The following is a 23,982-nucleotide window of genomic DNA, read 5'->3' as shown; positions in this document are numbered from 1 at the left end:
TGCTCCCTTCAAAGTGACATTTAAAAAATGAAACTTGGAGGGAGCATTTCTATGCCCAAAAATTATTTTAGCATATTCTTATCATATCTATAGCGATAAGACATGATAAGTATTGGTAGGTTAGGTTTGTGTACGTAAGCGTTGTTTAGCAGTGTGTGTAGCTTTGGTTACTTTTTCATTTTTACGCGCTTTTCCTAAACCAAAATCTGGCATATTTATATAAATATTTTCATATTGGTTCGCATCGACATTATAAGTCTCATGATAAAAACCTACAGCATCATTATGCTTAAGTTCTTTCATAAATCGCCGCCACGCTTTTAAATGTACAGGCATTTTTGAATAAGAAAGTAATTTTTCATTAGATTCCCAATATTGAACAATCATCACACCACGATATTTAAATAGCATTTCAAAAGATAAACAACCCAGCGTTTGGTCTTTTGATAATTCTCTGAGCATAGGTGGCATAGATAAGAGTACAGGTAACCATTTATGAATTTTATGCCATTTGTTTATACGAAGCCCTATTAGAAAAACTGTGACCGATGAATTGGGTATTACAGTGTATCTACCTTTATTCATGTTTTTCATCCTTCCTTTTTGAAAGCATAGCGTTAATCTCATTGATATCTTGTTGGTTACGCTTCGTTTCTATTGACCAAATGATAAAATAGACAATGGTATAGATGACGACAAAAGATAATAAAGCTGAAACTTTAAGTGGAAACCAGCCCGCTAGTATTGCTAAAGGTAGCATGATGACGAACATTAAGGTGAAATGAAGTGAAGTTTTAAATAATAAAGATTTTCTAGAATTTGAAAATATGAGTTCCCCAAAACTGAATGTAATACCAATTAATGCCCAGATGGTAACTGCGATAAACATCGTTTGTAATTCACTTAAATATTGAAAGTATAAATGACCCATTGTTGAGACAGGAGAAACTGGATGAAATGAGCTATGTGAAAAAATAGTTGAAAACAATAACGAAATTATAACTCCAATAGTAATACCTGTGATTGCGCCGTGTAATAAACGTTTCATAATTTTAATGCCTCCTTGATTAATGGTAAGTACCTTCTTGATGAATAAGTGAAATCATTATTAGTAAAACGAACTTCAATTGTGCCATTTTTATTGAGTTTCAAATAATCAATATAATTAATATTGATTATTTCAGATTTAGAAATTTGTAAAAAATAGGTGTTGAGTTGAGATTTGATTTCGTATAGTCGTTGATTCATGGTGAATTGTTTATCTGTAGTAATCATAGTTAAGATTTTATTTTCTATGCGAAATGAAATAATGTCTTCTTGTTTTATAAAGTGTGTTTCTCCTTTATATTTTCCGGGAAATAATTTGGTTTTAGATAATTTGTTAATATAGTTAACGATGTCATTCACGTGTTCAGTGTGCTCATTTACTTCAATGATGATTTGATTGTTGTCTAAATTTTGATTATATATTACTTTCACATCCATGCTCAGTTCGCCTCCTTCTTATGATAAGTAAAACAAATATATGTCTGGGTTACCATACTAAATGGATAAGTGGTCGTAATCATATGCTAAATGGCATAATTAACGGTACATTTAGCATTAAAAAACCACCTCAATACGATTAACTGTAAAGTAATTGCTAAGACTGTCGACAAAGTCTCCGAATTTGTTGGCAGTTTTTTATACACGCTTTCCGCGGGCACTGCCTTAGCCTGTAGTCTTCGGCTAGTGCTATTCCCGCAGGAGTCGGCATAAATGACTGCCAATATGATAATATATGTAAATTAAGCAGTGATGGTGTTTATTATGTTAAATAAATCAATTGATAAAAGAGATCAATATGAAATGATTTCTATCTTTAACTTAGTCGCTAATAGTCATTTATTACGTAAAGTCGATGAGATATTAGATTTAAATTTTGTATATGAACTTGTCGAAGACAAATATTTGAGAAAATATAAGAAATAGCTATCAAAACAATTTAATAGATCACTCATCTTTATTTATTGATTCTATGCATATTAAAGCAAATGCAAATAAGAATAAGTATACTACTGAATTAGCTGAGAAGGACACACTCCATTTTCAAGAAGCATTAAATAATGAAATTAACGAATAAAGATTAGTTCAAGGGGAAAAGTCCTATTTGAAAAACGATATAAATAGAAAATAAACAAACCCTTCGCAAATTAATGCGAAGGGTTTGTCTATTTTCTGTACGATTGACTTTAAAGTAATCGCTGAGGTGGTTGTAGGATTAAAAGCGATGGGATGATAGCGTAGTGTCTGGCGCAAGTATCAATAAACATCACGTTGATATCTTTGATTTTTAATTAGTTCTGTTAAATAGTCTTCTGCTTGTGCTTGATTAAAGTTACCGTGCTGAATGAGTACATTGACAAAGGATTGGTGTACACCTTTTGCCATCTCTTCTTTGTCACCACAAAGATAAATGGTTGCACCATTTGTTAGCCATTGATAAAAATCTGCCCCATTTTCTTCAATTCGGTGTTGAACATAGATTTTATTTTCTGTATCTCTTGAAAATGCTAAATCTAGTTTGCTAAGCACGCCTTGATCTAGCCATAATTCTAAATCATTACGATATAAGAAATCTGCATCAACATTTTGGTTTCCAAATATGAGCCATTGGTTTCCTTTAAGTCCTAAATGTTCTCTTTGTTGGAGATATGCTCTGTAAGGCGCAATGCCAGTACCTGCTCCAATCATAATGACTGGTGTTTGCTCATCATAAGGGAATTTAAAATTTGGATTCTTTTTAAGATAAACAGGTAATTTATCGCCTAATTGTGTACGATCTGCAAGTTGTACAGAGCATACGCCATGGCGTTCACGATGATGTGCTTCATATTTAACCACGCGTACAGTTATATGGACGGTATGTGGGTTTACTTGATTGCTGCTGGCAATAGAGTATTCTCTAGGTGGCAGTTTTCTTAATAAGTCTTTTAGCATATCAGGTGACAGCGCGACAGGTGTAAAATCTTTAATTAAATCTATGAAATCTCTGCCATAAATATAATCTTGCACCCATTCCTTGTTTTGTACATTTGCATTTAGCATAGGATTTCCAAATAATGCAGCTGCATTATTTAATATAGATGGTGTTAATTTAGCAATTTCAAACTCATTCGTAAGTGCATCTTGTATAGTAGCACTATTGCCGTTATTGTCTATATCTATGGTTGTTGTGCTATCCCAACCCAATGTATTGATCACTTCTGCTACAAGTTCTGGATTGTTTTTAGGGATAATTACTAAACTGTCTCCAGGTTCATAGGCTTCGCCATATCCCTCTAAAGATAATTCAAGATGTCTGACTTCACGGGTAGCAGTTGGTTCAGTTAACACACTATTTTTGATGATTTCAGCATAAAATGGATGTGTTTTTGAATAAGCTGCTTGTGGTTCTTCGACAACAACATCTTCATCTTTGGGTTCATTGTTTTGATTACCGGGAGACATTTGAGACAAAAGTTCAAGCATGTCAATAATCCATTGCTCAGACACTTCTTCAAAATCAAAGTCACATTCAACACGATCAGCTAAACGATGACCGCCTAAATCACCTAAGATTTTGTCGAAATCTTTACCTGCTTGGCAGAAATCAGGGTAATCTTGATCACCTAACGCGAGTACTGAGAAGTTTAAATGACTTAAATCTGGTACCTCATCGCTATGCAGGTAGTCATAAAAATCTAACGCATTAATCGGAGGTTCACCCACGCCATGCGTTGAGGTAATGATAAACACATGGTTAACTTTCGATAAGTCCTCTTGAGGAAAGTCATCCATTTCCCACGTGTGAACTGTAAAATCGTGTTCTTTTAATTTCGTTTCAAATTCATCAGCAATTTCTTCAGCATTGCCTGTTTCTGTACCAAATAAAATGTTAACTTCGATGGGTTCATCTGTAGATATTGTCGAATGTGACGTATCTTCTGTTGGTGCTTCAGCAGTAGTTGTGTGAATGGATGATGTTGATTCAGCTGTTGCGTTTGAGTGCTCTGATGGTTCAGGATGATCAGTATATTGTAATGGGTCACCTTCATCTGTAGAAGCATTAAGCAAATAGCCGCTTAACCAAGACTGTTGATTTGATGACAGTGTTGGCATGAGTTGTTGTATAAGTTCCAATTGATTTTCATCAAAAGGGGAATTTGTTCTATTTAATTCCAAAAAGGTCACCTCGTATTGTATTAAAAATTTATAGTAAAGCATGAACAATAACACGCTATTTATATAATAGAATTTAATTGAAGTATAACATTGATTTTAATTTTTTAAATGATAGAGATTATCATCTGTCAAAAATCCAACTTATGACCTATGTATTTATTCAATAAAAGTGGGACGGGATAGAAATCAAATATGGTATTTGATATCAAATTCCCGCCCCAATTAAGTTGGTAATATGATTTAATATGTTGGCTTCTATAAACAGCAAATGATAATGATCTGTGTAGTATCATTTCAAATAGTTACGTATCAACATGATCATACTTTAGAATGTATTTATTATTTATAAAAGAGAAATATCAATATAAGAAGTGCTCAATTTCTTATATATTATAATGGCTAGGTTTTATAAGTTTCATATTATAGAGGCGAAATGGACGGTTTCGCATCATGTTTATGGTTTGATAGCAAAGGCACGTACTGGAAATCCAGGTGCTTTGTTTGGTTTTGGACTAATAGCATAAATAATGGCACCTCGTGTAGGCAGTTGATCCAAATTCGTTAGTAACTCAAGTTGGAAAGTATCTTGACCTAATACGTAACGCTCACCGACAATATCACCATTTTTGGCAACATCTATGGAAGCATCTGTATCGAATGTTTCATGGCCGATAGATTTGACTTGTCTATCTTCTAGTAAATATTGTAAGGCATCCAAGCCCCAACCAGGTAAGTGAAGTTGTCCTTCTGCATCTTTATTTTCAAAGCGTTCAATATCTGGCCATCGTTTGGACCAATCGCTACGAAAGGCAACAAAAGTGCCAGGTTCGATTGAACCATGTTCAGCTTCCCATTGCTTAATATGCTCACGCGTTAAAATAAAGTCAGCATCAGCTGCTACTTCTTGTGAAAAATCTAAAACAACTAGTGGTAATACGAGTTCTTTTAAATCAATCTCATGAAGATAGCGTGTTTTTTCGACAAAATGTATCGGCGCATCTATGTGTGTCCCATACTGAGTCACAATATTCCAATTTTGGACATAGAAGCCATCGTCAGCAACATTAAATAGTGTAGAGACTTTTGCGCGTTCAAATTCACTAAAACATGGAATGGTTTCATCAAATGTATGGGTTAAATCTACCCATGTTGAAGTTTTTAATTGTTCTAACTGCTCCCATAGTGGATAATTCATTGATATCACCTTCGTCATTAATGATTAAACTGTTGCTGGATTTGTTGATTTACGTAATTTGTCTACTGAATTCACAAGCACAGTCAATGCTTCTCTTACTTCGTCCTCTTTACGTGTTTTCAAACCACAGTCTGGATTAACCCAGAATAAAGAACGGTCAATTTCTTGTAAAGCGCGGTTAATCGCTTCTGTAATTTCAGATTCAGTAGGGATACGTGGACTATGGATATCATATACCCCTAATCCGATACCTAAGTCATAAGTAATATCTTCAAAATCTTTAATTAAGTCTCCATGGCTACGAGATGTCTCTATTGAAATAACATCTGCATCTAAATCATAGATAGCATGAATGATTTGTCCAAATTGAGAATAGCACATATGTGTATGAATTTGCGTTTCATCGGCAACAGATGACGTAGCTAATTTAAATGAACGCACAGCTTTATTAAGATAATCTTCATGATATTCTGAACGTAATGGTAAACCTTCTCTCAATGCAGGTTCATCAACTTGAATAATTTGGATACCAGCTTTTTCTAAAGCTAAAACTTCTTCATTAATCGCTAATGCAATTTGATCCTGTACAGTTTCACGCGGTAAGTCTACACGTTCAAATGACCAATTCAAGATAGTCACTGGTCCTGTAAGCATACCTTTTACTGGTCTATCCGTTAAACTTTGTGCATAAAGTGTCTCTTTTACTGTTAAAGGCTCTGTCCATTTTACATCACCATAAATGATTGGTGGTTTTACCGCACGCGAACCGTATGATTGCACCCATCCATACTTCGTCACTAAGAAGCCTTGTAATTTTTCGCCGAAGAATTCTACCATGTCATTTCGCTCAAATTCACCGTGTACTAAGACATCTAAGCCGATATCTTCTTGGATTTTAATCCAGCGCGCAATTTCATTTTTTAAGAATGTTTTATAATCTTCATCTGTAATTCGATTATTTTTCAAATCTGCACGGAATTTTCTTACTTCTTGCGATTGCGGGAACGATCCAATCGTTGTCGTTGGTAAATCAGGTAAGTTAAGACGTGCATCTTGTGCTTTTTTACGCACTTTAAATGGTGACTGACGTGTAGTGTGTACACTGTCGAAATCATACTCTAGATTTTTGAATGATTGATTTTGGAAGCGTTCATAACGTGCTTTTAATTCATCAAATTTTTGGCTGTCATTGTCATTAAATAATCGTCTTAATGCATCTAATTCATCTAATTTTTCAGTGGCAAAACTCAAGCCCTCTGCGATAGATTCATCTAATGTTTCATCGTCTAATGATACTGGCACATGTAATAGAGAAGAAGATGGTTGAATGACAAGGTTATTTGTAGCATTTTGTAATGTGTCGATTAATGATTTTTTAGCTTCAATATCTGCTGCCCACACATTACGACCATCTATAATACCTGCATAAAGTGATTTGTTTTTGTCTAAGTCTCCATCTTTAATTTGTTTTAAGTTATAGCCATTATCATGTACAAAATCTAAACCTAATCCTTTTACAGGTAAGCTGTTTAGGAATTTTAAATTTACACGTTCAAAATAAGTTTGAATCACAAGGTGATTACTTACGCCTGCTTCGTCAAAATAGTTATAAGCAGTACGTGTAATATCTTCAAATGATGCACTATCATCTTCCACAAGTACAGGTTCATCGATTTGAATGTATTCCGCTCCTGCATCTACTAAAGACTGTAAAACTTCTTTATATAAAGGCAGTAATGTATTTACTTTTTCTTCAAATGATTGTGAACCTCCCTTAGAAAGTTTTACGAATGTTATTGGGCCCACGATCACTGGGTGTGCATTCACGTTAATAGATTGTGCATATTTGAAACGCTCTAATAATACGTTGTCATTCAATTTTGGCTCTACGTTGTCCCATTCAGGTACAATATAATGATAATTTGTGTTGAACCATTTGATCAATGCACTTGCAACATGTTCTTTATTACCTCTGGCAATGTCGAATAATAAATCATTGTCTAATGCTCTGCCTTGGAAACGTTCTGGAATAATGTTGAATAATAAAGATGTATCAAGAATATGATCATAAAGAGAGAAATCTCCGACAGGGACACTTGTTAAATTATAATTCTTTTGTAGCAATAAATTCTCTTTATGCAAGTCTGTTAATTGTTGATTTAATGTAGGGGCGTCTATTTTATTAGCCCAGTAACTTTCTATTGCTTTTTTCCACTCTCTTTTTCTACCTAATCTTGGGAAACCTAAATTTGATGTTTGAATTGTCATAATATTGCCTCCTGTTTACTTGAAGTAATTGATTGTGAATATGATGCAAGTGCTAAAGTGTAATCTACTTTCTGGAACGGTGTAATTAAATATAAACCGTTAAAATATTTATGGACGGTATCTATAAGTTCCTTAGAAAGTTTAAGGCTTAATGCTTTCGTTTTTTCTTTATCATCTTTAACAGCTTCAAATTGTTCTAAAATGTCTTCGGACAGTTTAATACCAGGCACTTCGTTGTGTAAAAATAGTGCATTATTATAGCTAGTGACTGGCATAATGCCAATAAAGAATGGTACGTCCAAATGTTTGGTTGCTTCATATATTTCTTCGATTTTTTCGGTGCTATAAACTGGCTGTGTTATAAAGTAGTGCGTGCCACTTTCTATTTTTTTCTCAGCACGTTTGACTGAACCTTCGAGTTTACGAACATTCGGATCAAAAGCACCTGCGATGTTGAAATTTGTTTTCGTCTTCAGCGCATCACCATCAGTGTTAATACCTTCGTTAAAGCGTAATGCAATTTCTGTTAAACCTTTGGAATTCACATCGTAAACATTCGTTGCTCCTGGCAAGTGACCAATTTTTGATGGATCTCCTGTAATGGCTAATATTTCATTCACATTTAGTAAGGATAAGCCTAATAAATGTGATTGCAATCCAATGAGATTACGGTCGCGGCAAGTAATGTGAACGAGCGGTTCAATATTATATTGTTGTTTGATAATACTCGCTGCTGCAACATTACTGATACGCACAGTGGCTAAGGAGTTATCTGCTAAGGTCACCGCATCAATTTGAGCATCGTCGAGTTTTTTGATATTTCTGAAAAATGTTTCTGTATCTAAGTGCTTTGGCGTGTCTAATTCTACTATAATTGTAGGTTGTGCTTTAACTTTAGTTGTTAAATTTTGTTGCTGTGTCTTGGCATATGAAGGGCTATTGTATTTTTTTATAGGAATTACATTTTTACTGGATACCGGTTTGAGATTGGCTACTGAGGACTTAATGTATTGAATATGTTCTGGTGTAGTCCCGCAACATCCCCCGATAATCCTAACGCCTTCTTTAATTAATTGTTCCGCCACTTTACCAAAGTATTCGGCATTGTCACTATATTTAAATCGACTATTTTCAATATCTAATAAACTTGCATTGGGATAGCAAGATAAATACGCATTGTCAGGTAATTCAATATGTGAAAAAGATTGCTGCATGTGATGAGGACCATGGTGACAATTGAGTCCAACGATATCAGCGCCACTGTCAACAACCCGTTGTAAAGCTGTATTAATTTCTGTACCATCTCTTAAATAATTTGTGTTTAAAGCAGTTAATTGAGCAATGATAGGAATATGATGTTTTCGTTTTGTAGCTTTAATAATATTAGTAAGCTCTTCTAAATCATAATAGGTTTCAAAAAGTAAACCATCGACACCTTCTTCAACTAAAGTATCTACTTGGATTTCGGTATGATATTGAATGGCTTCTAAACCTAAATCTTCCTGTTTCACACCTCTAAATCCACCCACAGTACCTAATATAAATGTTTCGTCATTAGCTGCTTTTTTGGCAATTTGTACTGCGGCTTTGTGTATTTCTTTAACTTTGTGTTCTAAACCAAATACTTTTAATTTTTCAAAGTTTGCACCATAAGTATTGGTCTGAATAATATCAGCACCAGATTCAATGTAGGAGCGGTGTATCCGTTCTATTTTGTCAGGATGGGTTAAATTATATGCTTCTGGACAAGTATCTAAACCATCAGAATATAGAATGGTTCCCATTGCACCATCAGCGACTAAAATGTTCTGTTTCAGTTTGTTGATGAGTTGACTCATTGAAAGCCTCCTTCAGTGCGTAGTTTAAATCAGCAATTAATTCGTCAGCATTTTCTAAGCCCACACTTAATCTGAATAATCCAAACGTTATATTGCGTGCTTCACGAACTTCTTTTGGTACAGCAGCATGAGACATAGTAGCAGGGTGAGATAAAATAGTCTCGACACCACCCAAACTTACAGAAACAAGTGGCAGTGTGAGTGCATCTACAAAGGCTTGTGCCTTCGATTCATCTTTAAGTCTTAAACCTAAAACAGCACCACCATGTTTTGCTTGAGACAAGTGTAACTTGTCATTTCCCGGGTAATAAACTTCTGCAATTTCTTCACGCTGCGATAAGAAATCATAAACTTTCTGTGCATTTTCCACAGATTGATTGAAACGTACAGACAATGTTTTTAAGTGTTGTGCTAATGTCCAGCAATCATGTGCAGATAGTGCAGTTCCAGTACCGTTTTGTAATAGATAAAGTGCGTCTGCTACTGCTTTATTGTTTGTGATAGCAGCGCCAGCAATAATATCACTATGGCCACCCAAGAATTTTGTAGCGCTATGTACGACGATATCTGCACCTAAAGCTAAAGGTGACTGACCAAGTGGCGTCATAAATGTATTATCAACAGCGAGTAATAGTTCGTGTTGTTGTGTAATACGAGAGACGCCTTTAATATCAGTGATTTTAAATAATGGATTAGATGGTGTTTCAATATAAACTAGTTTTGTATTTGATTGAATGGCTTCCTCGATTTCTTGTAATTGCGTTGTGTCTACCGTCGTAAACTGAATATTAAAACGTGTTAAGATTTGTTCTGTTAATCTGAAAGTACCACCATAGACATCATCGGGTAGAATGACATGATCACCTGCATTTAATGTAAGCAGTACAGCTGAAATAGCTGCAATACCTGATGCGTAAGCAAATGCGTAATCGCCGCCTTCAAGTGCTGCTAATTTTTCTTCTAACAAAGCACGATTAGGGTTGCCACTTCGCGCATAATCATATTTAGCATCGCCACCTAAACCTTTTTGATGAAATGTCGAAGAAGCATATAATGGTGGGTTAGCTGAATCGTATTCAACACCTCTTTGTGCGTCAAATATCACTTCTGTTTCTTTTGATAAACTCATATAATCACGCTTTCTTTAGATTTTTCTAATGCTTGTATAATGTCTTGTTCAATATCTTCGTAATCTTCAACACCGATGGATAATCTTAGTAAATGTTCATCAATGCCTCGTTTTTCTTTTTCTTCATCTGGCATATCAACGTGTGTTTGTGTATATGGAAATGTTATAAATGTTTCTGTTCCGCCTAAACTTTCTGCAAAAATACATACTTTTAAGTTTTCTAAAAATTTATCGGCTTTATAATTTTTATTTAAACGTAGACTCATCATTCCTGTTCGACCACAATATAAGACTTGGTCAATGCCTTTTAAGTTATAACATCGTTTGGCTAATAATTGAGCATTATATTCTGAACGATCCATTCTTAAGTGCAATGTCTTTAAACCACGTTGTAGTAAGTAGCTGTCAAAAGGTGATAAAGTTGCACCAATCATGTTATGAAATTCACCTAATTTTTCAGCCAAATTTTCGTCTTTAACTGTCACTACACCAGCAAGTACATCATTATGACCACCTATGTATTTCGTAGCAGAATGTAGTACAATATCTGCACCATCTTCAAGTGGTGTTGAGAGATATGGTGTTAAAAAAGTGTTGTCTATAATCGTCAATAAGTGATGTTTTTTACTTAAAATATAATATGGATCAACATCTACTTCTTGCATTTGTGGGTTTGAAATCGTTTCTATAAATAGTGCTTTGGTATTTTCTGTAATGTTTTCTTTGACTGTTTCATAGTTTAAGAAATCTACATATTTGAAATGTACACCGTATTGTTGCTCATAAAAATCAAATAGTCTAAATGTGCCACCATAAAGGTCGAATGAAACGAGTATTTCATCGCCAGCTTTAAATAAATTACATATTAATTGTATGGCTGCCATGCCACTTGCAGTTGCAAATGAAGCAGTACCACGTTCTAACTTAGCAAATGATTCTTCAAAAGCTGAACGGGTAGGATTTTTAGTTCTTGTATAATCAAAACCAGTTGATGTTCCTAAATGAGGATGCTGATATGCTGTTGATAAATAGATTGGATTTGCAATCGCTCCTGTTGCATCTTGTGTCAGTGCAATTTGTGATAACTCAGTATTTTTCATAATACAGATAACCTCCTTTAAAAAATAAAAAAAGCTTCCGTCCTTTAAACCCGACTCAATCGGATGTAAAGGACGAAAGCTTAGCTCGCGGTACCACCTTTGTTCATTACTTTATCACTAAAGTAACCTTATCCAGTACGCCAAATTGCATTAATTACTTGTACTGAACTTGCGCTACCGTAATATGTCCAAATAAAAAACTCACTGCCACTGAAAGTGAAATGAGTATTAACGACATATGCAACGCTTGGAATAATCCAGTACGCCATTAAACAAAATGTTAATACTGTATCGCTATAACGGGCGATCCCGTTGACACCTCATATTGGCATCAACACTCAAAGGCCATTTTCAAACTTTCTTTCTGTGTCTTCTTTCAGCAGGTGAAGACTCTCTGTGTCAGCAGTGTAAGTTCTACTTTCCTTATTACTGTGTGTTGCTATTTCGAATTTGTTATCACTTAGATTACACATTAAAATAACTTTTGTCAATAACTTATCTGAAAATTTTGATTTAACCGATAATTTAAAATAATATTTTTCATTGTTACTGTGATGATATACTATGTTTAACTAAAAAAATTATTTTATTTAAGAAAGTAGGTGTAAAAAATGAATGATTCTATAGATGAACGACTCAAAGTAGATAACAATGCGCACGTAAAAGAAATTGCTATTAACAGCATTAAACCTAATCCTTATCAACCTAGAAAAACATTTGATCAAGAACGTTTAGAAGATTTAGCTGAGTCGATAAAACTTCATGGTATTTTACAGCCTATCGTGTTACGAAAAACAATATCTGGTTATAACATTGTAGTTGGAGAGCGACGTTATCGAGCTTCAAAACTAGCAGGATCAACGACAATACCAGCTATTGTAAAAGTGCTATCTGATGAAGACATGATGGAACTCGCTGTGATTGAAAATTTGCAGCGCGAAGATTTAAATGCGATTGAAGAAGCAGAAAGTTATCGTAAGCTAATGGATGATTTAGAGCTGACTCAACAAGAAGTTGCACAGCGATTAAGTAAATCTAGACCTTATATTGCCAACATGTTGCGTTTACTACAATTGCCTAAGGAAATTACTCAAATGGTTAAAGATAATAAATTATCAGGTGCACATGGACGTACATTATTAGGGATAAAAGATAAACAAAAGATGAAAAGCATTGCTAAGCAAGCCTTCCAGGAGTCTTGGAGTGTACGTACATTAGAACAGTATGTAAATGAAAACAATGAAGATAAAAAAAAGATTATAGAAAAACAACAAGCAACTAAAAAACCAAAGTTTATTCAACAGCAAGAGCGACAACTAAAAGAACAATATGGTTCAGCTGTGACGATTTCTAACAAAAATAAAAAAGGTTATATCACCTTTGAATTTAAATCCGAAACGGAGTTCAGAAGGTTGATACACCAATTGAATGAGAAATATAATTAAAATAGAATTTTTATCTGTTAATTAATAAGTGTAAAGCATTTTTAAAACATATTAATAAGAGTAAATAAAAAAGTTAAAACCACAAGCCAACTCATTTATCGTCCGGTGCATGTGGTTTTTAATTTTTGTTAAAACTAATTTCTAAAAAAATATATTTTATTTTAAATTATATTATGAATGAAAGTAAGCAATGATTTCCTATATGTTGTCTTTTAAAAAATTGTTAATCATAAAATAGTTACAAATTAATGAATATTGAATGTGAAAATTATGTGAAATAAAACACATTCTCTTGTAAGTAAACGAATGGCGTACAATAATGGAGGTGAAGGAATAACTAGGAGGGGTTTTATGTTAAATCAAGAAGAAATACAGACTATAAGAGAAACGATACCATTATTAAAAGATAAAGGGCAGACAATAACATCAACTTTCTATAAAAGATTATTTGAACAACATCCTGAATTGAAAAATATATTTAATCAGACTAACCAAAAAAGAGGGTTACAATCTTCTGCATTGGCGATGGCAGTGTTAGCAGCGGCAGAAAATATCGAAGACTTATCACCGATTGTTCCCGCAATTATGCCTGTGGTTTACAAACATTGTGCTTTACAAGTAAAAGCTGAGCATTATCCAATCGTTGGTGAAAATTTAATTTGGGCAATTCAACAAGAGACTGGTTTAAAAGAAGACGATCCTATTATCCAAGCTTGGATTAAAGCATATGGAGAAATTGCTGATGCATTTATCGGTTTAGAAAAAGAAGTATACAGTAAAATGGCTTGGGATGGTTTTAAACCATTTACTGTAACAAATATCACTGATGAAACTGAAATAATTAAATCATTCACAGTAACATCTGACGACATTGATTTAAGTCAATTTGTACCTGGACAATATATTACAGTAGACATATCTAGTGAGAAGTTGCCATACAGAGCTAAAAGACATTATTCTATTGTAGATGGTGACAAGGATTTCTTAACATTCGGTGTACGTAGAGACGTTACGGAAGAACATGAAGGTGAAGTATCTACAGTGCTACACGATGAAGTGAACGTTGGAGACACTCTATTGCTATCTGCACCAGTTGGTGGATTTGGATTGGCAAACAAAGATAACAAACAATTATTCTTAGGCTCTGGCGTAGGTGTTACACCTCTCGTTTCAATGTATAAAGAAGCAGTTGATGCTGGTTTAACTTCAACATTCCTTCAATCAACATCCGATGCTCAAAATGTAGCATTTGAAGAAAATTTAGAAGCAATCACAGCACAATCTTCAGTAGCACAATTTGATAAACATTTCCGTGATCAAGACGGATTTATAGACGCTGAACAATTAAAACAATACCTTGATGGTGAAACAGAAGTTTATGTATGTGGTGGTAATTCATTCTTAAAAGCTATGATTCAAGAATTACAAAAATTAGAAGTACCAATGGAGCATATTCATTTTGAAACATTTATCCCAAGATTGAGCTTTTCAGTGTAATTTAACTCGGTTTACACATTTTATATAGATTCAAAAAATATTATAAAATAAACATGGTATTTTATTTATCTGAAGACCTTTCATTTTTATTAAATAAAGCCCTCGACTTAATAGCTTAGTCGGGGGTTTTTTTATTTTACACTGCGCAAATATTTTTCAAATAAATCAAAAATATAAAGATATAGTGCCAGTTAAGTATACTTTGTAATTAGCAAAACAATTTGAGCATAAATTGTATGTATACAAAGCATTTTTACCCTCTATACACATAAAAATAGACATTCAGTTGTCGTATAACGTTTCGTAAAATAATGAAAATTCTAGGTTTATATAATTGACCTATTAAATCCAAAAGAGTAGTATAAAAAAAGTACTTTGTTAAAAGTACTTTTATAAAACTATATATGTGTATTAGAGAGGATAATTAAGATGAAATTTAGTGCTTTTTTAAAAACAAAAGGGGCAGTTGGCGCAATATTCATGGGGATTTTTTATGGATTAGTGATGTTGGCCATCTTTTTACCTGGTTACAAAGCGATGCCAGGTAATATTGATAAATTACCGATTGCGATTGTTAACGACGATAAAGGGGATTACGGTAACCAAATATCAAAACAATTGAACAAAAGTTTACCGTTCGATCATATTAAAAAAGATATTTCTAATGCGAAAGCAAATAATCAGTTGGAACATAATAAATTAAATCTTGTTATTCATATACCTCAAGATTTTTCAAGTGATTTAAAATCTGAAAAAGCTACACCAGGACTAGATTTTAAAGTGAATGACGCTTCTCCAACGATGATTAGTCAATCTATGGATTCAATCGGAAGTGAAATTAATAGTCAGCTTAGTAAACAATTTTCTAACCAAACTACAGAAGGTGTTTTACAACAAGCAAAAATACCTGATGAACAAATGGACGGCTTAATTAAGCAAATAAATGCCTCATATTCTGGTGACATTACTCATATGAATAAAATGCCATCAAGCATGAATTTTAAAATGTTACCTATGTTTTTAACTTTAGCTGGATATGTAGGAGCAATGATTGGAGCGACGCAATTAGTTAGTGCATTTAAAGAAAACAGAAACAAGGCTAGTAAAACTAAATTGTTCATCTATGTTCAACTAACAGCCTTAATCATTGGACTAGCTTCTTCTGTAATTTCGTTAGGTATTGCTTATTTAGTAAATGATTTAGAAGCTGATAAATTCTTAAGTATTTTTGGCCAATTAGTATTGAATTATTGGGTTTCCTTTAACTTTACTGCAATCGTCGTTTTCCTAATAGGTCAGGCAGGTATGATTTTAAATATTCCTATTTTACTCATACAAACAATTGCTAATGGGGCAACAATGAGTCGTGATATGATGCCTACAGTTTATAACTGGATGAGTCATATTTCACCAATGTATTATTCAGTGCAGGGTCATTTTGCAAACATTTTTGGAAGTGTGTCACAAACACCATATATTTTATCTATGGTAACTGTAGGTGTCGTTGCCATGTTGGTTAATATTGTTATCGTAACTTTTGTTTATAAAAAAGAACCCGATGTTGTTTTTGAGCATTACAAAAATACTAACGAAACACTTGCAAACTATTAATATCTTCTTTGATTCTGTTAAAATAAAGGTATTATGAGAAAAGGAGACTTTAATAATGTCTATCCAAATATTTATATTAGGGAAATTAATGGAAAAAAACAGTTATCCTTATTTATTAAAAAAACAGCTATCAGAACCAATACCTTTTGATAAAATGAGCGGACTAACAGAAAGTAAACTTTATTATAATTTTGAAGCATTATCCAAAAAAGGCCTTGTAGAAATAGTGGAGACAATTAAAGAAGAAAATCGTCCGGATAAGCAAGTATTTCAAATTACTGAAAAAGGTAAACAAACTTTGCCTAAATTGATATATAAGTTGTTCGAGAACACTAAAGAAATTAGTGAAATGTATGTTGGTGTTGCTTACCTTAAATTTGTAGATAATCAAAAAGTAATCAATATCTTGGAAAGCAAGATTCAAGATAATAAACAAATGTTAATAGAAGCACAAGAGATAAAGCACAAAATTCAAGTAACGCCTGAAAATGAAGGGCTTTTAAATTTTATGTCGGATCACTTTACCACTAAAACAAGTAATACAATTCATTTTTTAGAAAAACTAATAACACTTATTGAAAATGAAAATGTATGATATTAAAGAAGGAACGAGTAACGTAAGAACGGTTACTTGTTCCTTCTTTGTTGTTGTGAAAAGATGGTGCCTTATAGATATGGATTTGCAATGAAAAAAGGTTTTAATATATTTTAAACAATACTTTCATTTTCTGTAAATGAGTAGTACAATATAATCAAATAATTAAAATTTTGGAGGGATACCCAAGTCTGGCTTAAGGGAAATTAATAGTTAATATTAATTAGAAGCATCTTGCTTGCGTTGGTTCGAATCCTTCTCCCTCCGTTGAAAATCATTTAGCCAAGCCTTCCTAGTGCTTGGTTTTTTTAATGATATATAAATATTGTTCAATGCATTATAAATTAAGAGAAAGTAGGTTTACAATGTATTTCACTCACTTGAAAGTTGATGAATTTGAAAATTTTACTCATAATCATGCCTCACATTACACACAAAGTGCCAACCATTTTCATTACAGAAACCAACATAAAAACGATGTGCATATTGTAGGTGTTAAAGATAACGAAGATAATGTTATAGCAGCATGCCTTTTAACTGAAGCACGTTCCTTTAAATTTTTTAAATATTTTTATACGCATCGAGGACCTGTTTTGGATTTTTCGGATTATCAGTTAGTAAGGTTTTTCTACAAAAATTTAACTAAATATTTAAAAAAGCATCGTGGTTTATATGTTTTAACAGATCCATACACGTTAGAAAATATAAGAAATACTCAAGGTGAAATATTAGAAAGTTATAACAATAAACCACTTATTAAGACTATGGAAGATATCGGTTATAAACATCAAGGGTATACAGTAGGGTATTCTCAAATAAGTCAAATTCGTTGGTTATTTGTTCTGGATTTGAAGAACAAAACTGAAGATGACCTACTTAAAGAAATGGATTATCAAACACGTAGAAATATTAAGAAAACATACGAGATGGATGTACAAATACGTACACTCCCTATTGAGGAGACTAGTAGATTTTTTAAATTATTTAAAATGGCTGAAGAAAAACATGGTTTTAAGTTTAGAGATCAGCATTACTTTAAAGAAATGCAAAATATTTATCATGATAATAGCATGTTAAAATTAGCATATATCGATTTGTCAGCATTGTTAGTCAAACAAAATAAACAATTAGAAAAATTAAATGAAGACTTAGAAAATATTAAAGCGCGCTTAGAAAATAATCCTAACTCGAAAAAAAATAAGTATGAGCAGGGTTTACAACAAATAAAAGCACAACAAAGAAAAGTAACCGAAACAGAAGCATTAATCAAAACAGATGGAACCATATTGGATTTAGCAGCTGCACTTTATATTTACAACGATCATGAAGTTTATTATCTTTCAAGCGGCTCCAACCCTAGATACAATACATATATGGGTGCCTATAGATTGCAATGGGAAATGATAAAATTTGCGAAAGCGCACAATATCCATCGTTATAATTTTTACGGTATAACAGGAGATTTCAGTGAAAATGCTGAAGATGCTGGTGTACAAAAATTCAAAGCAGGCTTCAACGCGCATATAGAAGAGTATATTGGAGATTTTATTAAACCAATAAGACCTTTACTTTATAAAATATATGCATTAATAAAATAGGATTGATTTACTTAACGCTTTAGTTTTATTAACTGATACGAAGGACAACCACCCACTTTAACATTGCATATTATTATATTTTAATTAACCATTGATTTGAATTTCTAAAAATTGAAATGAGCTAGCCACCTTTTTATAAAAGGTGGCTCAGACTGTCGACAAAGTCTCCGACTTTGTCGGCAGTTTTTTGTGCATGCTTTCCGCGGGCACTGCCTTAGCCTGTAGTCTTCGGCTAGTGCGCTTCCCGCAGGAGTCGGCCCAAATCACTGCCAATATCACACTAAAAGTATTACTGATTTAGAAGTGGGATAATATGTTAAAAGAGAACGATAAAAACAATTTGCTTATAGTCTACATGCATGTGTAGATAAAGATGGTTATATCATTGAAAAGCACTGTTGATACTGTAAAGAAACAATATAATTTGCGAAGTCAAACAATTGAGAGAAGATTTAGGCGATATAAAAGAACAGCATGGTATGCGATGAACGAAATATAGACACCATGACAAAGTTTCTATGGAGACCATGTTAATTTGTGTTGCCATGAATCTTTAAAAATTGGCAATATGGTTAGTAAAATGGCCAATAATGGTTTGAAATACCACTACTATTTTGAAAAAACTATATAAGTAGACAAACCCTTCGCAAATTAATGCGAAGGGTTTGTCTACGTTCTGAATCACCTTTTATAAAATGATGGCTTTTAAAATACAGTCAAAAATGAAAAATCTAAAAAATTTCAGAAAAATGTGAAAAGATGTTAGAAAAGGCGAAAATTCAATATAACAAGGTTGTTATAAAAATGAATTAACTTAGAAATTAAAAGTGCCTAAAATACTATGACTATGCACTTTCTATACAAATTTAATAAAAAATGTAACTAATGCGCGCGTTCAAATATACACTTGACATAAAAATTTACAATGAGTAAAGTGTAAATCATAATTATTTTCAAATAATTCTAAATTTATAATAAATCTAATTATAATGTATTCATGTACGTTATGAGGGGGCGAATAGATTAATGTTTGAACCAAAAGTTACTTATGAACATTTTAATGCAAATGTCTTTGAGTCAATAGATATTGATGATGAAACAAAAGGTGCACGCGAAATCGTCTCATGGGCTTATCAAACCTATGGAGATTCGGTTATTTATGCCTGTAGTTTTGGCGCGGAAGGCATGATTTTAATAGATTTGATTTATAGTGTTAAGAAGGATGCACAAATTGTATTTTTAGATACAGGCCTTCATTTTCAAGAAACATATGATTTAATTGATCGTGTTCAAAAACGCTACCCGGAACTACGTATTAAACTAAAAAAACCGGAATTAACTTTGGAAGAGCAATCATCACAATATAACCCCGCACTTTGGAAAAACAATCCAAACCAATGTTGTTATATTAGAAAAATCAAACCATTGGAAGATGTCTTGTCTAGTGCTACTGCTTGGATTTCTGGGTTACGTAGAGCGCAATCGCCAAGCCGTCAAAATACGCAGTTTATAAATAAAGACGAACGTTTCCAATCAGTTAAAATTTGTCCATTGATACATTGGACATGGGATGATGTATGGCAATATATTAAAAAATATAAATTGCATTATAATGAATTACATGATTTTAACTATCCAAGTATAGGATGTATACCGTGTACGACAGCTGTTGAAGGATCAGGAGATTCAAGAGCGGGAAGATGGACCAATTCAAACAAAACAGAATGCGGCCTTCATACCACAGACCATACATCTTTATAATAATAAATTTTTTTGACATTAAATCCTAGTATTCCCATCGGATAGATATATCTAAAGGGTGATTAAACAAAATAATCTTAGGTGATGGTTAAAAATTTTTCTGAAAAGAGTATGGCGTCAATTGTTGAGTAAGTTTAAACAAAATGATTGTTAAATAAAAAATTAAAATGAGGTGAAATGGTTGTGAACTTATCCGTAATAAATAGTCCGTTTGATGAAAATCAAGCCACACAACTAAACCAAATTATTCAAAATCTTACGATTGAGCAGCAAGTTTGGTTAAGCGGTTATTTAACTGCAAATTTACAAAGTGTTACTACAAAACAAGAAACACCATCGGAAGTAGCTCAGTTTGTATTAAATAAAGAAAACACTTCAAATAGTGAGAGACATATCACTGTATTGTATGGTTCAGAAACTGGTAATGCACAAGGTTTGGCTGAAAAGTTAGCTGATCGCCTTGTCGAACTCAATTTCAATGTGAAATTGAGTGCAATGGGTGATTATAAAACAAAAGATCTAAAAAAAGTAGAAGATTTATTTATTATTTCTTCTACTCATGGTGAAGGAAATCCGCCCGATAATGCCATTAGCTTTCACGAATTTTTACATGGTAGAAAAGCACCTAAGTTAGAAGGTGTACGTTTTTCAGTTTTATCACTCGGGGACGCATCATATGAATTCTTCTGTCAAACAGGTAAGGATTTTGATGCACGTCTAGAAGATTTAGGAGCTTCCCGCTTAGTAGATAGACGAGATTGTGACTTGGATTTTGATGATATGGCTGAATCTTGGATGGATCAAATTATTGAGCAGTTAAGCGAAGCCTCATTGAGTGAAGAAAAGGTGACAACAACGAACGCGGTACAATTGACAAATGAAAAACGATATTCAAAAACACAACCTTATGAAGCTGAAATATTAGAAAATATTAACTTGAATGGTAGAGGCTCTAATAAAGAAGTTAGACATATTGAATTACAATTTGAAGATTATGGTGAAGACTATGAGCCAGGTGATTGCTTGGTTGTGATTCCAGAAAATGATGAAAAACTAGTAGAAGTCTTACTGGATAAATTAGATTGGGATGCTCAAACAGAAATACCAATCAACGACAAAGGCGATGTGCTTTCATTAAAGGATGCACTACAACATCATTTTGAAATTACTAAATTAACTAAACCACTACTACAAAAAGCAGCTGAGTTGTTTGGAAATGAAGCGTTGGCAGAAAACGTCTTAGATCAAGCGTGGGTTAAATCTTATGTTTATGGTCGAGATTTAATTGATTTAATTCAAGACTTTAAACCAGAAAACCTGGCGCCTGAGGTGCTATATCAATTTTTAAGAAAATTACCACCTAGAGAATATTCTATAGCGAGCAGTTATGAAGCAAATCCTGATGAAGTTCATATCACTGTAGGCGCTGTAAGATATCAAGCACACCAACGTGAGCGCCAAGGTGTTTGTTCAGTTCAATTAGCTGAACGCATGGAACCTGGAACATCTATATCTGTATATCTAAAGAAAAACCCGAATTTTAAATTTCCATTCGATGAAGCTACACCCGTCATTATGATTGGCCCTGGAACAGGTGTCGCACCTTTTAGATCTTATTTACAAGCACGTGAAGAGTTAGATTTATCAGGCCAAACATGGTTGTTCTTTGGAGAACAGCATTTTACAACAGACTTTTTATATCAAACAGAATGGCAAGATTGGCTTAAAGAAGGTGTGTTGAGTAAGTTGGACTTAGCATTTTCAAGAGATACGGATGAAAAAGTTTATGTTCAACATAAGATTGTGGAACAAAGTGAAACTTTTTATGAGTGGTTAAAAAACGGTGCATCTTTATATGTATGTGGCGATGAACAAAATATGGCTAAAGATGTACATAAAGCGATACATCAGGTCTTAGTTAAAGAAGGTAATATGTCAGAGGAAGAAGCTGAGACTTATTTGACACAAATGAAAAAAGACAAACGATATCAAAGAGACGTTTATTAGAAAAGGAGCTGATCACGTGACAGAGTCAAATTTAAATTTTTCTCAAAAACTTGATGAGATGGAACGTATCAAAGCTGATAGTAACTACCTTCGTGGCACAATTGTTGAAGGGTTAGCAGATAGAATTACAGGTGCTATTTCAGAAGAAGATACTAAATTATTAAAGTTTCATGGGAGTTATATGCAAGATGACAGAGATCTTCGCGATGAACGCCGTAGACAGAAGTTAGAGCCTGCATACAGTTTCATGATAAGAGTGCGTGCTCCGGGCGGTGCTTCGACTCCAGAACAATGGATTGCGATGGATGATATCGCGAATCAATATGCAAATCAAACGATTAAATTAACGACGAGACAAGCGTTTCAATTCCATGGGATTTTAAAAAGAAATTTAAAACAAACGATGTTTGATATAAACCAATCTTTATTAGACACGCTTGCAGCATGTGGAGATGTTAATCGTAATGTGATGTGTAACCCTAACCCTTATCAATCTGATGTGCATGCGGAAATTAATCAGATTGCGAGTGATATTAGCCGTCACCTTTCACCTAAAACACAGGCTTACCATGAAATTTGGTTAGACGGAGAGAAAGTGTTAGATACGAGTGATCAAGAACCAGAACCAATGTATGGCAAAACCTATTTGCCACGTAAATTTAAAATTGGTATTGCAGTCCCACCCTCTAATGATATCGACGTATTTTCACAAGATATCGGGTTAATTTCAATCATTGAAGACGGTGAATTAGTTGGATTTAATCTCACAGTTGGTGGCGGCATGGGTATGAAACATGGAAATACTGCGACGTACCCACAAGTTGGACGATTGATTGGCTATTTCCCAAAATCACAGGTCATTGATGTTTGTGAAAAAATCCTTACGATTCAGAGAGATTATGGAAATCGTGAAGATAGAACGAATGCACGTTTTAAATATACTGTGGATCGCAAAGGGGTAGCATGGATCACGGATGAACTGAATCGTCGTTTAGGTTGGGAATTAGAGTCCAAGCGTGCATTTCACTTTGAAGATAATGGTGATCGATATGGTTGGACTGAAGGCAGTGGTAAGCATCATTTCACTTTATTTATTCAAAATGGACGTGTTAAAGATACGGAAGAATATAAATTGAAAACAGCGTTAAGAGCGATTGCTGAAGTACATACTGGAGATTTTAGACTTTCACCTAACCAAAATTTAGTAATTGCGAATGTTGAAACAGAGAAAAAGCCAGAAATTGAAGCACTCATAAAGCAATATGGTTTAACAGATGGTGAACATTATACTGGGTTGCGGAAAAATTCCATGGCTTGTGTCGCTTTTCCTACTTGTGGTTTAGCAATGGCAGAATCTGAACGGTATTTACCTTCATTAATTACCAAAATAGAAAGCTTGTTAGATGAAGCGGGCTTAAATGAAGAAGAAATAACTATTAGAATGACGGGATGCCCTAACGGTTGTGCGCGTCCGGCATTAGCTGAAATTGCATTTATTGGTAAAGCACCAGGTAAGTACAATATGTACCTAGGTGGCGGTTTCGCTGGTGATCGTTTAAATAAATTGTATAAAGAAAATATTGATGAAGCAGAAATATTAGAAAGTTTGAGACCCATTTTATTGCAATATGCACAAGAAAGAACAGATGGTGAGCGCTTTGGTAATTTTGTAGTCAGAGCAGGGATTGTTGAAGCAGTCACAGACGGTCAATTATTCCATAGTTAATCAATTAAA

General features: G+C 33.6%; 18 protein-coding genes, 1 tRNA gene and 1 other annotated feature. Of the genes, 10 read left to right on the top strand and 9 right to left on the bottom strand.

The window, feature by feature from the left end; translation table 11 throughout:
• Window positions 1-120: 120 nt before the first annotated feature.
• The 3 genes from KA926_RS08475 to KA926_RS08465 are packed head-to-tail and all read right to left on the bottom strand — an operon-like array spanning window position 121 to window position 1,485.
• On the bottom strand, window positions 121-585 hold the full coding sequence (locus tag KA926_RS08475) for a DUF4188 domain-containing protein (protein WP_107384165.1): 465 nt from the start codon (window positions 583-585) through the stop codon (window positions 121-123).
• Complete coding sequence (locus KA926_RS08470) at window positions 578-1,048, bottom strand: DUF3021 domain-containing protein (protein WP_107386046.1); 471 nt, start codon at window positions 1,046-1,048, stop codon at window positions 578-580. Before KA926_RS08470 ends, KA926_RS08475 begins: the two co-directional genes overlap by 8 nt.
• Window positions 1,045-1,485 (bottom strand): LytTR family DNA-binding domain-containing protein, encoded by a 441-nt coding sequence (locus KA926_RS08465; protein ID WP_107386045.1) that lies wholly within the window; start codon window positions 1,483-1,485, stop codon window positions 1,045-1,047. The genes KA926_RS08470 and KA926_RS08465 overlap by 4 nt, the downstream gene beginning before the upstream one ends.
• 324 nt (window positions 1,486-1,809) lie before the next feature.
• Here KA926_RS08465 and KA926_RS08460 point away from each other — a divergent pair, with 324 nt between their 5' ends.
• The gene (locus tag KA926_RS08460; RefSeq protein WP_181187411.1) at window positions 1,810-1,971 is read left to right on the top strand and encodes a hypothetical protein; all 162 of its coding nucleotides are present in this window, start codon (window positions 1,810-1,812) and stop codon (window positions 1,969-1,971) included.
• Between the two features lie 330 nt (window positions 1,972-2,301).
• Here the strand turns inward: KA926_RS08460 and KA926_RS08455 are convergent, their stop codons facing one another.
• From KA926_RS08455 to KA926_RS08430, 6 genes are all read right to left on the bottom strand, one after another.
• Window positions 2,302-4,203, bottom strand: coding sequence for a diflavin oxidoreductase (locus KA926_RS08455; protein ID WP_210144117.1), 1,902 nt, complete (start codon window positions 4,201-4,203; stop codon window positions 2,302-2,304).
• A gap of 454 nt (window positions 4,204-4,657) precedes the next feature.
• The gene (locus KA926_RS08450; protein WP_107386463.1) at window positions 4,658-5,398 is read right to left on the bottom strand and encodes a cyclase family protein; all 741 of its coding nucleotides are present in this window, start codon (window positions 5,396-5,398) and stop codon (window positions 4,658-4,660) included.
• Window positions 5,399-5,422: 24 nt separating this feature from the next.
• Entirely contained in the window at window positions 5,423-7,669 is a 2,247-nt protein-coding gene (metE, locus tag KA926_RS08445) for a 5-methyltetrahydropteroyltriglutamate--homocysteine S-methyltransferase (RefSeq protein ID WP_107386464.1), read from the bottom strand.
• Window positions 7,663-9,504: a bifunctional homocysteine S-methyltransferase/methylenetetrahydrofolate reductase gene (locus tag KA926_RS08440; RefSeq protein WP_107386465.1), complete on the bottom strand. Its 1,842-nt coding sequence runs from the start codon at window positions 9,502-9,504 to the stop codon at window positions 7,663-7,665. The genes metE and KA926_RS08440 overlap by 7 nt, the downstream gene beginning before the upstream one ends.
• A complete protein-coding gene (gene metC / locus KA926_RS08435; protein ID WP_107386466.1) occupies window positions 9,458-10,633 on the bottom strand; it encodes a cystathionine beta-lyase MetC in 1,176 nt (391 codons plus the stop codon). The genes KA926_RS08440 and metC overlap by 47 nt, the downstream gene beginning before the upstream one ends.
• A complete protein-coding gene (locus KA926_RS08430) occupies window positions 10,630-11,733 on the bottom strand; it encodes a PLP-dependent transferase (protein WP_107384157.1) in 1,104 nt (367 codons plus the stop codon). The genes metC and KA926_RS08430 overlap by 4 nt, the downstream gene beginning before the upstream one ends.
• A 65-nt stretch (window positions 11,734-11,798) precedes the next feature.
• Window positions 11,799-12,172: a binding site (T-box leader), on the bottom strand.
• Window positions 12,173-12,344: 172 nt separating this feature from the next.
• Between KA926_RS08430 and KA926_RS08425 the strand changes: the two genes are divergently transcribed.
• The 9 genes from KA926_RS08425 to KA926_RS08385 all read left to right on the top strand — a co-directional run bounded on the left by KA926_RS08425 (window position 12,345) and on the right by KA926_RS08385 (window position 23,973).
• Window positions 12,345-13,178, top strand: a complete 834-nt coding sequence (locus tag KA926_RS08425) for a ParB/RepB/Spo0J family partition protein (protein WP_107386467.1) — start codon at window positions 12,345-12,347, stop codon at window positions 13,176-13,178.
• Between the two features lie 351 nt (window positions 13,179-13,529).
• Window positions 13,530-14,675, top strand: a complete 1,146-nt coding sequence (locus tag KA926_RS08420) for a globin domain-containing protein (protein ID WP_107385853.1) — start codon at window positions 13,530-13,532, stop codon at window positions 14,673-14,675.
• Between the two features lie 429 nt (window positions 14,676-15,104).
• Window positions 15,105-16,286 (top strand): YhgE/Pip domain-containing protein, encoded by a 1,182-nt coding sequence (locus KA926_RS08415; protein WP_226953554.1) that lies wholly within the window; start codon window positions 15,105-15,107, stop codon window positions 16,284-16,286.
• Between the two features lie 55 nt (window positions 16,287-16,341).
• Entirely contained in the window at window positions 16,342-16,881 is a 540-nt protein-coding gene (locus KA926_RS08410) for a PadR family transcriptional regulator (RefSeq protein ID WP_107385854.1), read from the top strand.
• 175 nt (window positions 16,882-17,056) lie between these two features.
• Window positions 17,057-17,148: transfer RNA gene (locus KA926_RS08405), tRNA-OTHER, on the top strand.
• Window positions 17,149-17,246: 98 nt separating this feature from the next.
• Entirely contained in the window at window positions 17,247-18,479 is a 1,233-nt protein-coding gene (locus KA926_RS08400) for an aminoacyltransferase (protein WP_192945668.1), read from the top strand.
• A 1,026-nt stretch (window positions 18,480-19,505) separates the two neighbouring features.
• Window positions 19,506-20,240 (top strand): phosphoadenylyl-sulfate reductase, encoded by a 735-nt coding sequence (locus tag KA926_RS08395; RefSeq protein WP_192945669.1) that lies wholly within the window; start codon window positions 19,506-19,508, stop codon window positions 20,238-20,240.
• A gap of 183 nt (window positions 20,241-20,423) precedes the next feature.
• Window positions 20,424-22,247, top strand: a complete 1,824-nt coding sequence (locus KA926_RS08390; RefSeq protein ID WP_182478575.1) for an assimilatory sulfite reductase (NADPH) flavoprotein subunit — start codon at window positions 20,424-20,426, stop codon at window positions 22,245-22,247.
• A gap of 16 nt (window positions 22,248-22,263) precedes the next feature.
• Window positions 22,264-23,973, top strand: a complete 1,710-nt coding sequence (locus KA926_RS08385) for an NADPH-dependent assimilatory sulfite reductase hemoprotein subunit (protein WP_107384181.1) — start codon at window positions 22,264-22,266, stop codon at window positions 23,971-23,973.
• Window positions 23,974-23,982 lie beyond the last annotated feature (9 nt).

This window comes from Staphylococcus sp. GDY8P94P, from assembly GCF_017892255.1.
GTDB classification, from domain to species: domain Bacteria; phylum Bacillota; class Bacilli; order Staphylococcales; family Staphylococcaceae; genus Staphylococcus; species Staphylococcus cohnii.
The sequence above is the reverse complement of the archived record's forward strand: the minus strand, read 5'-3'. Positions and strand labels throughout refer to the sequence as shown.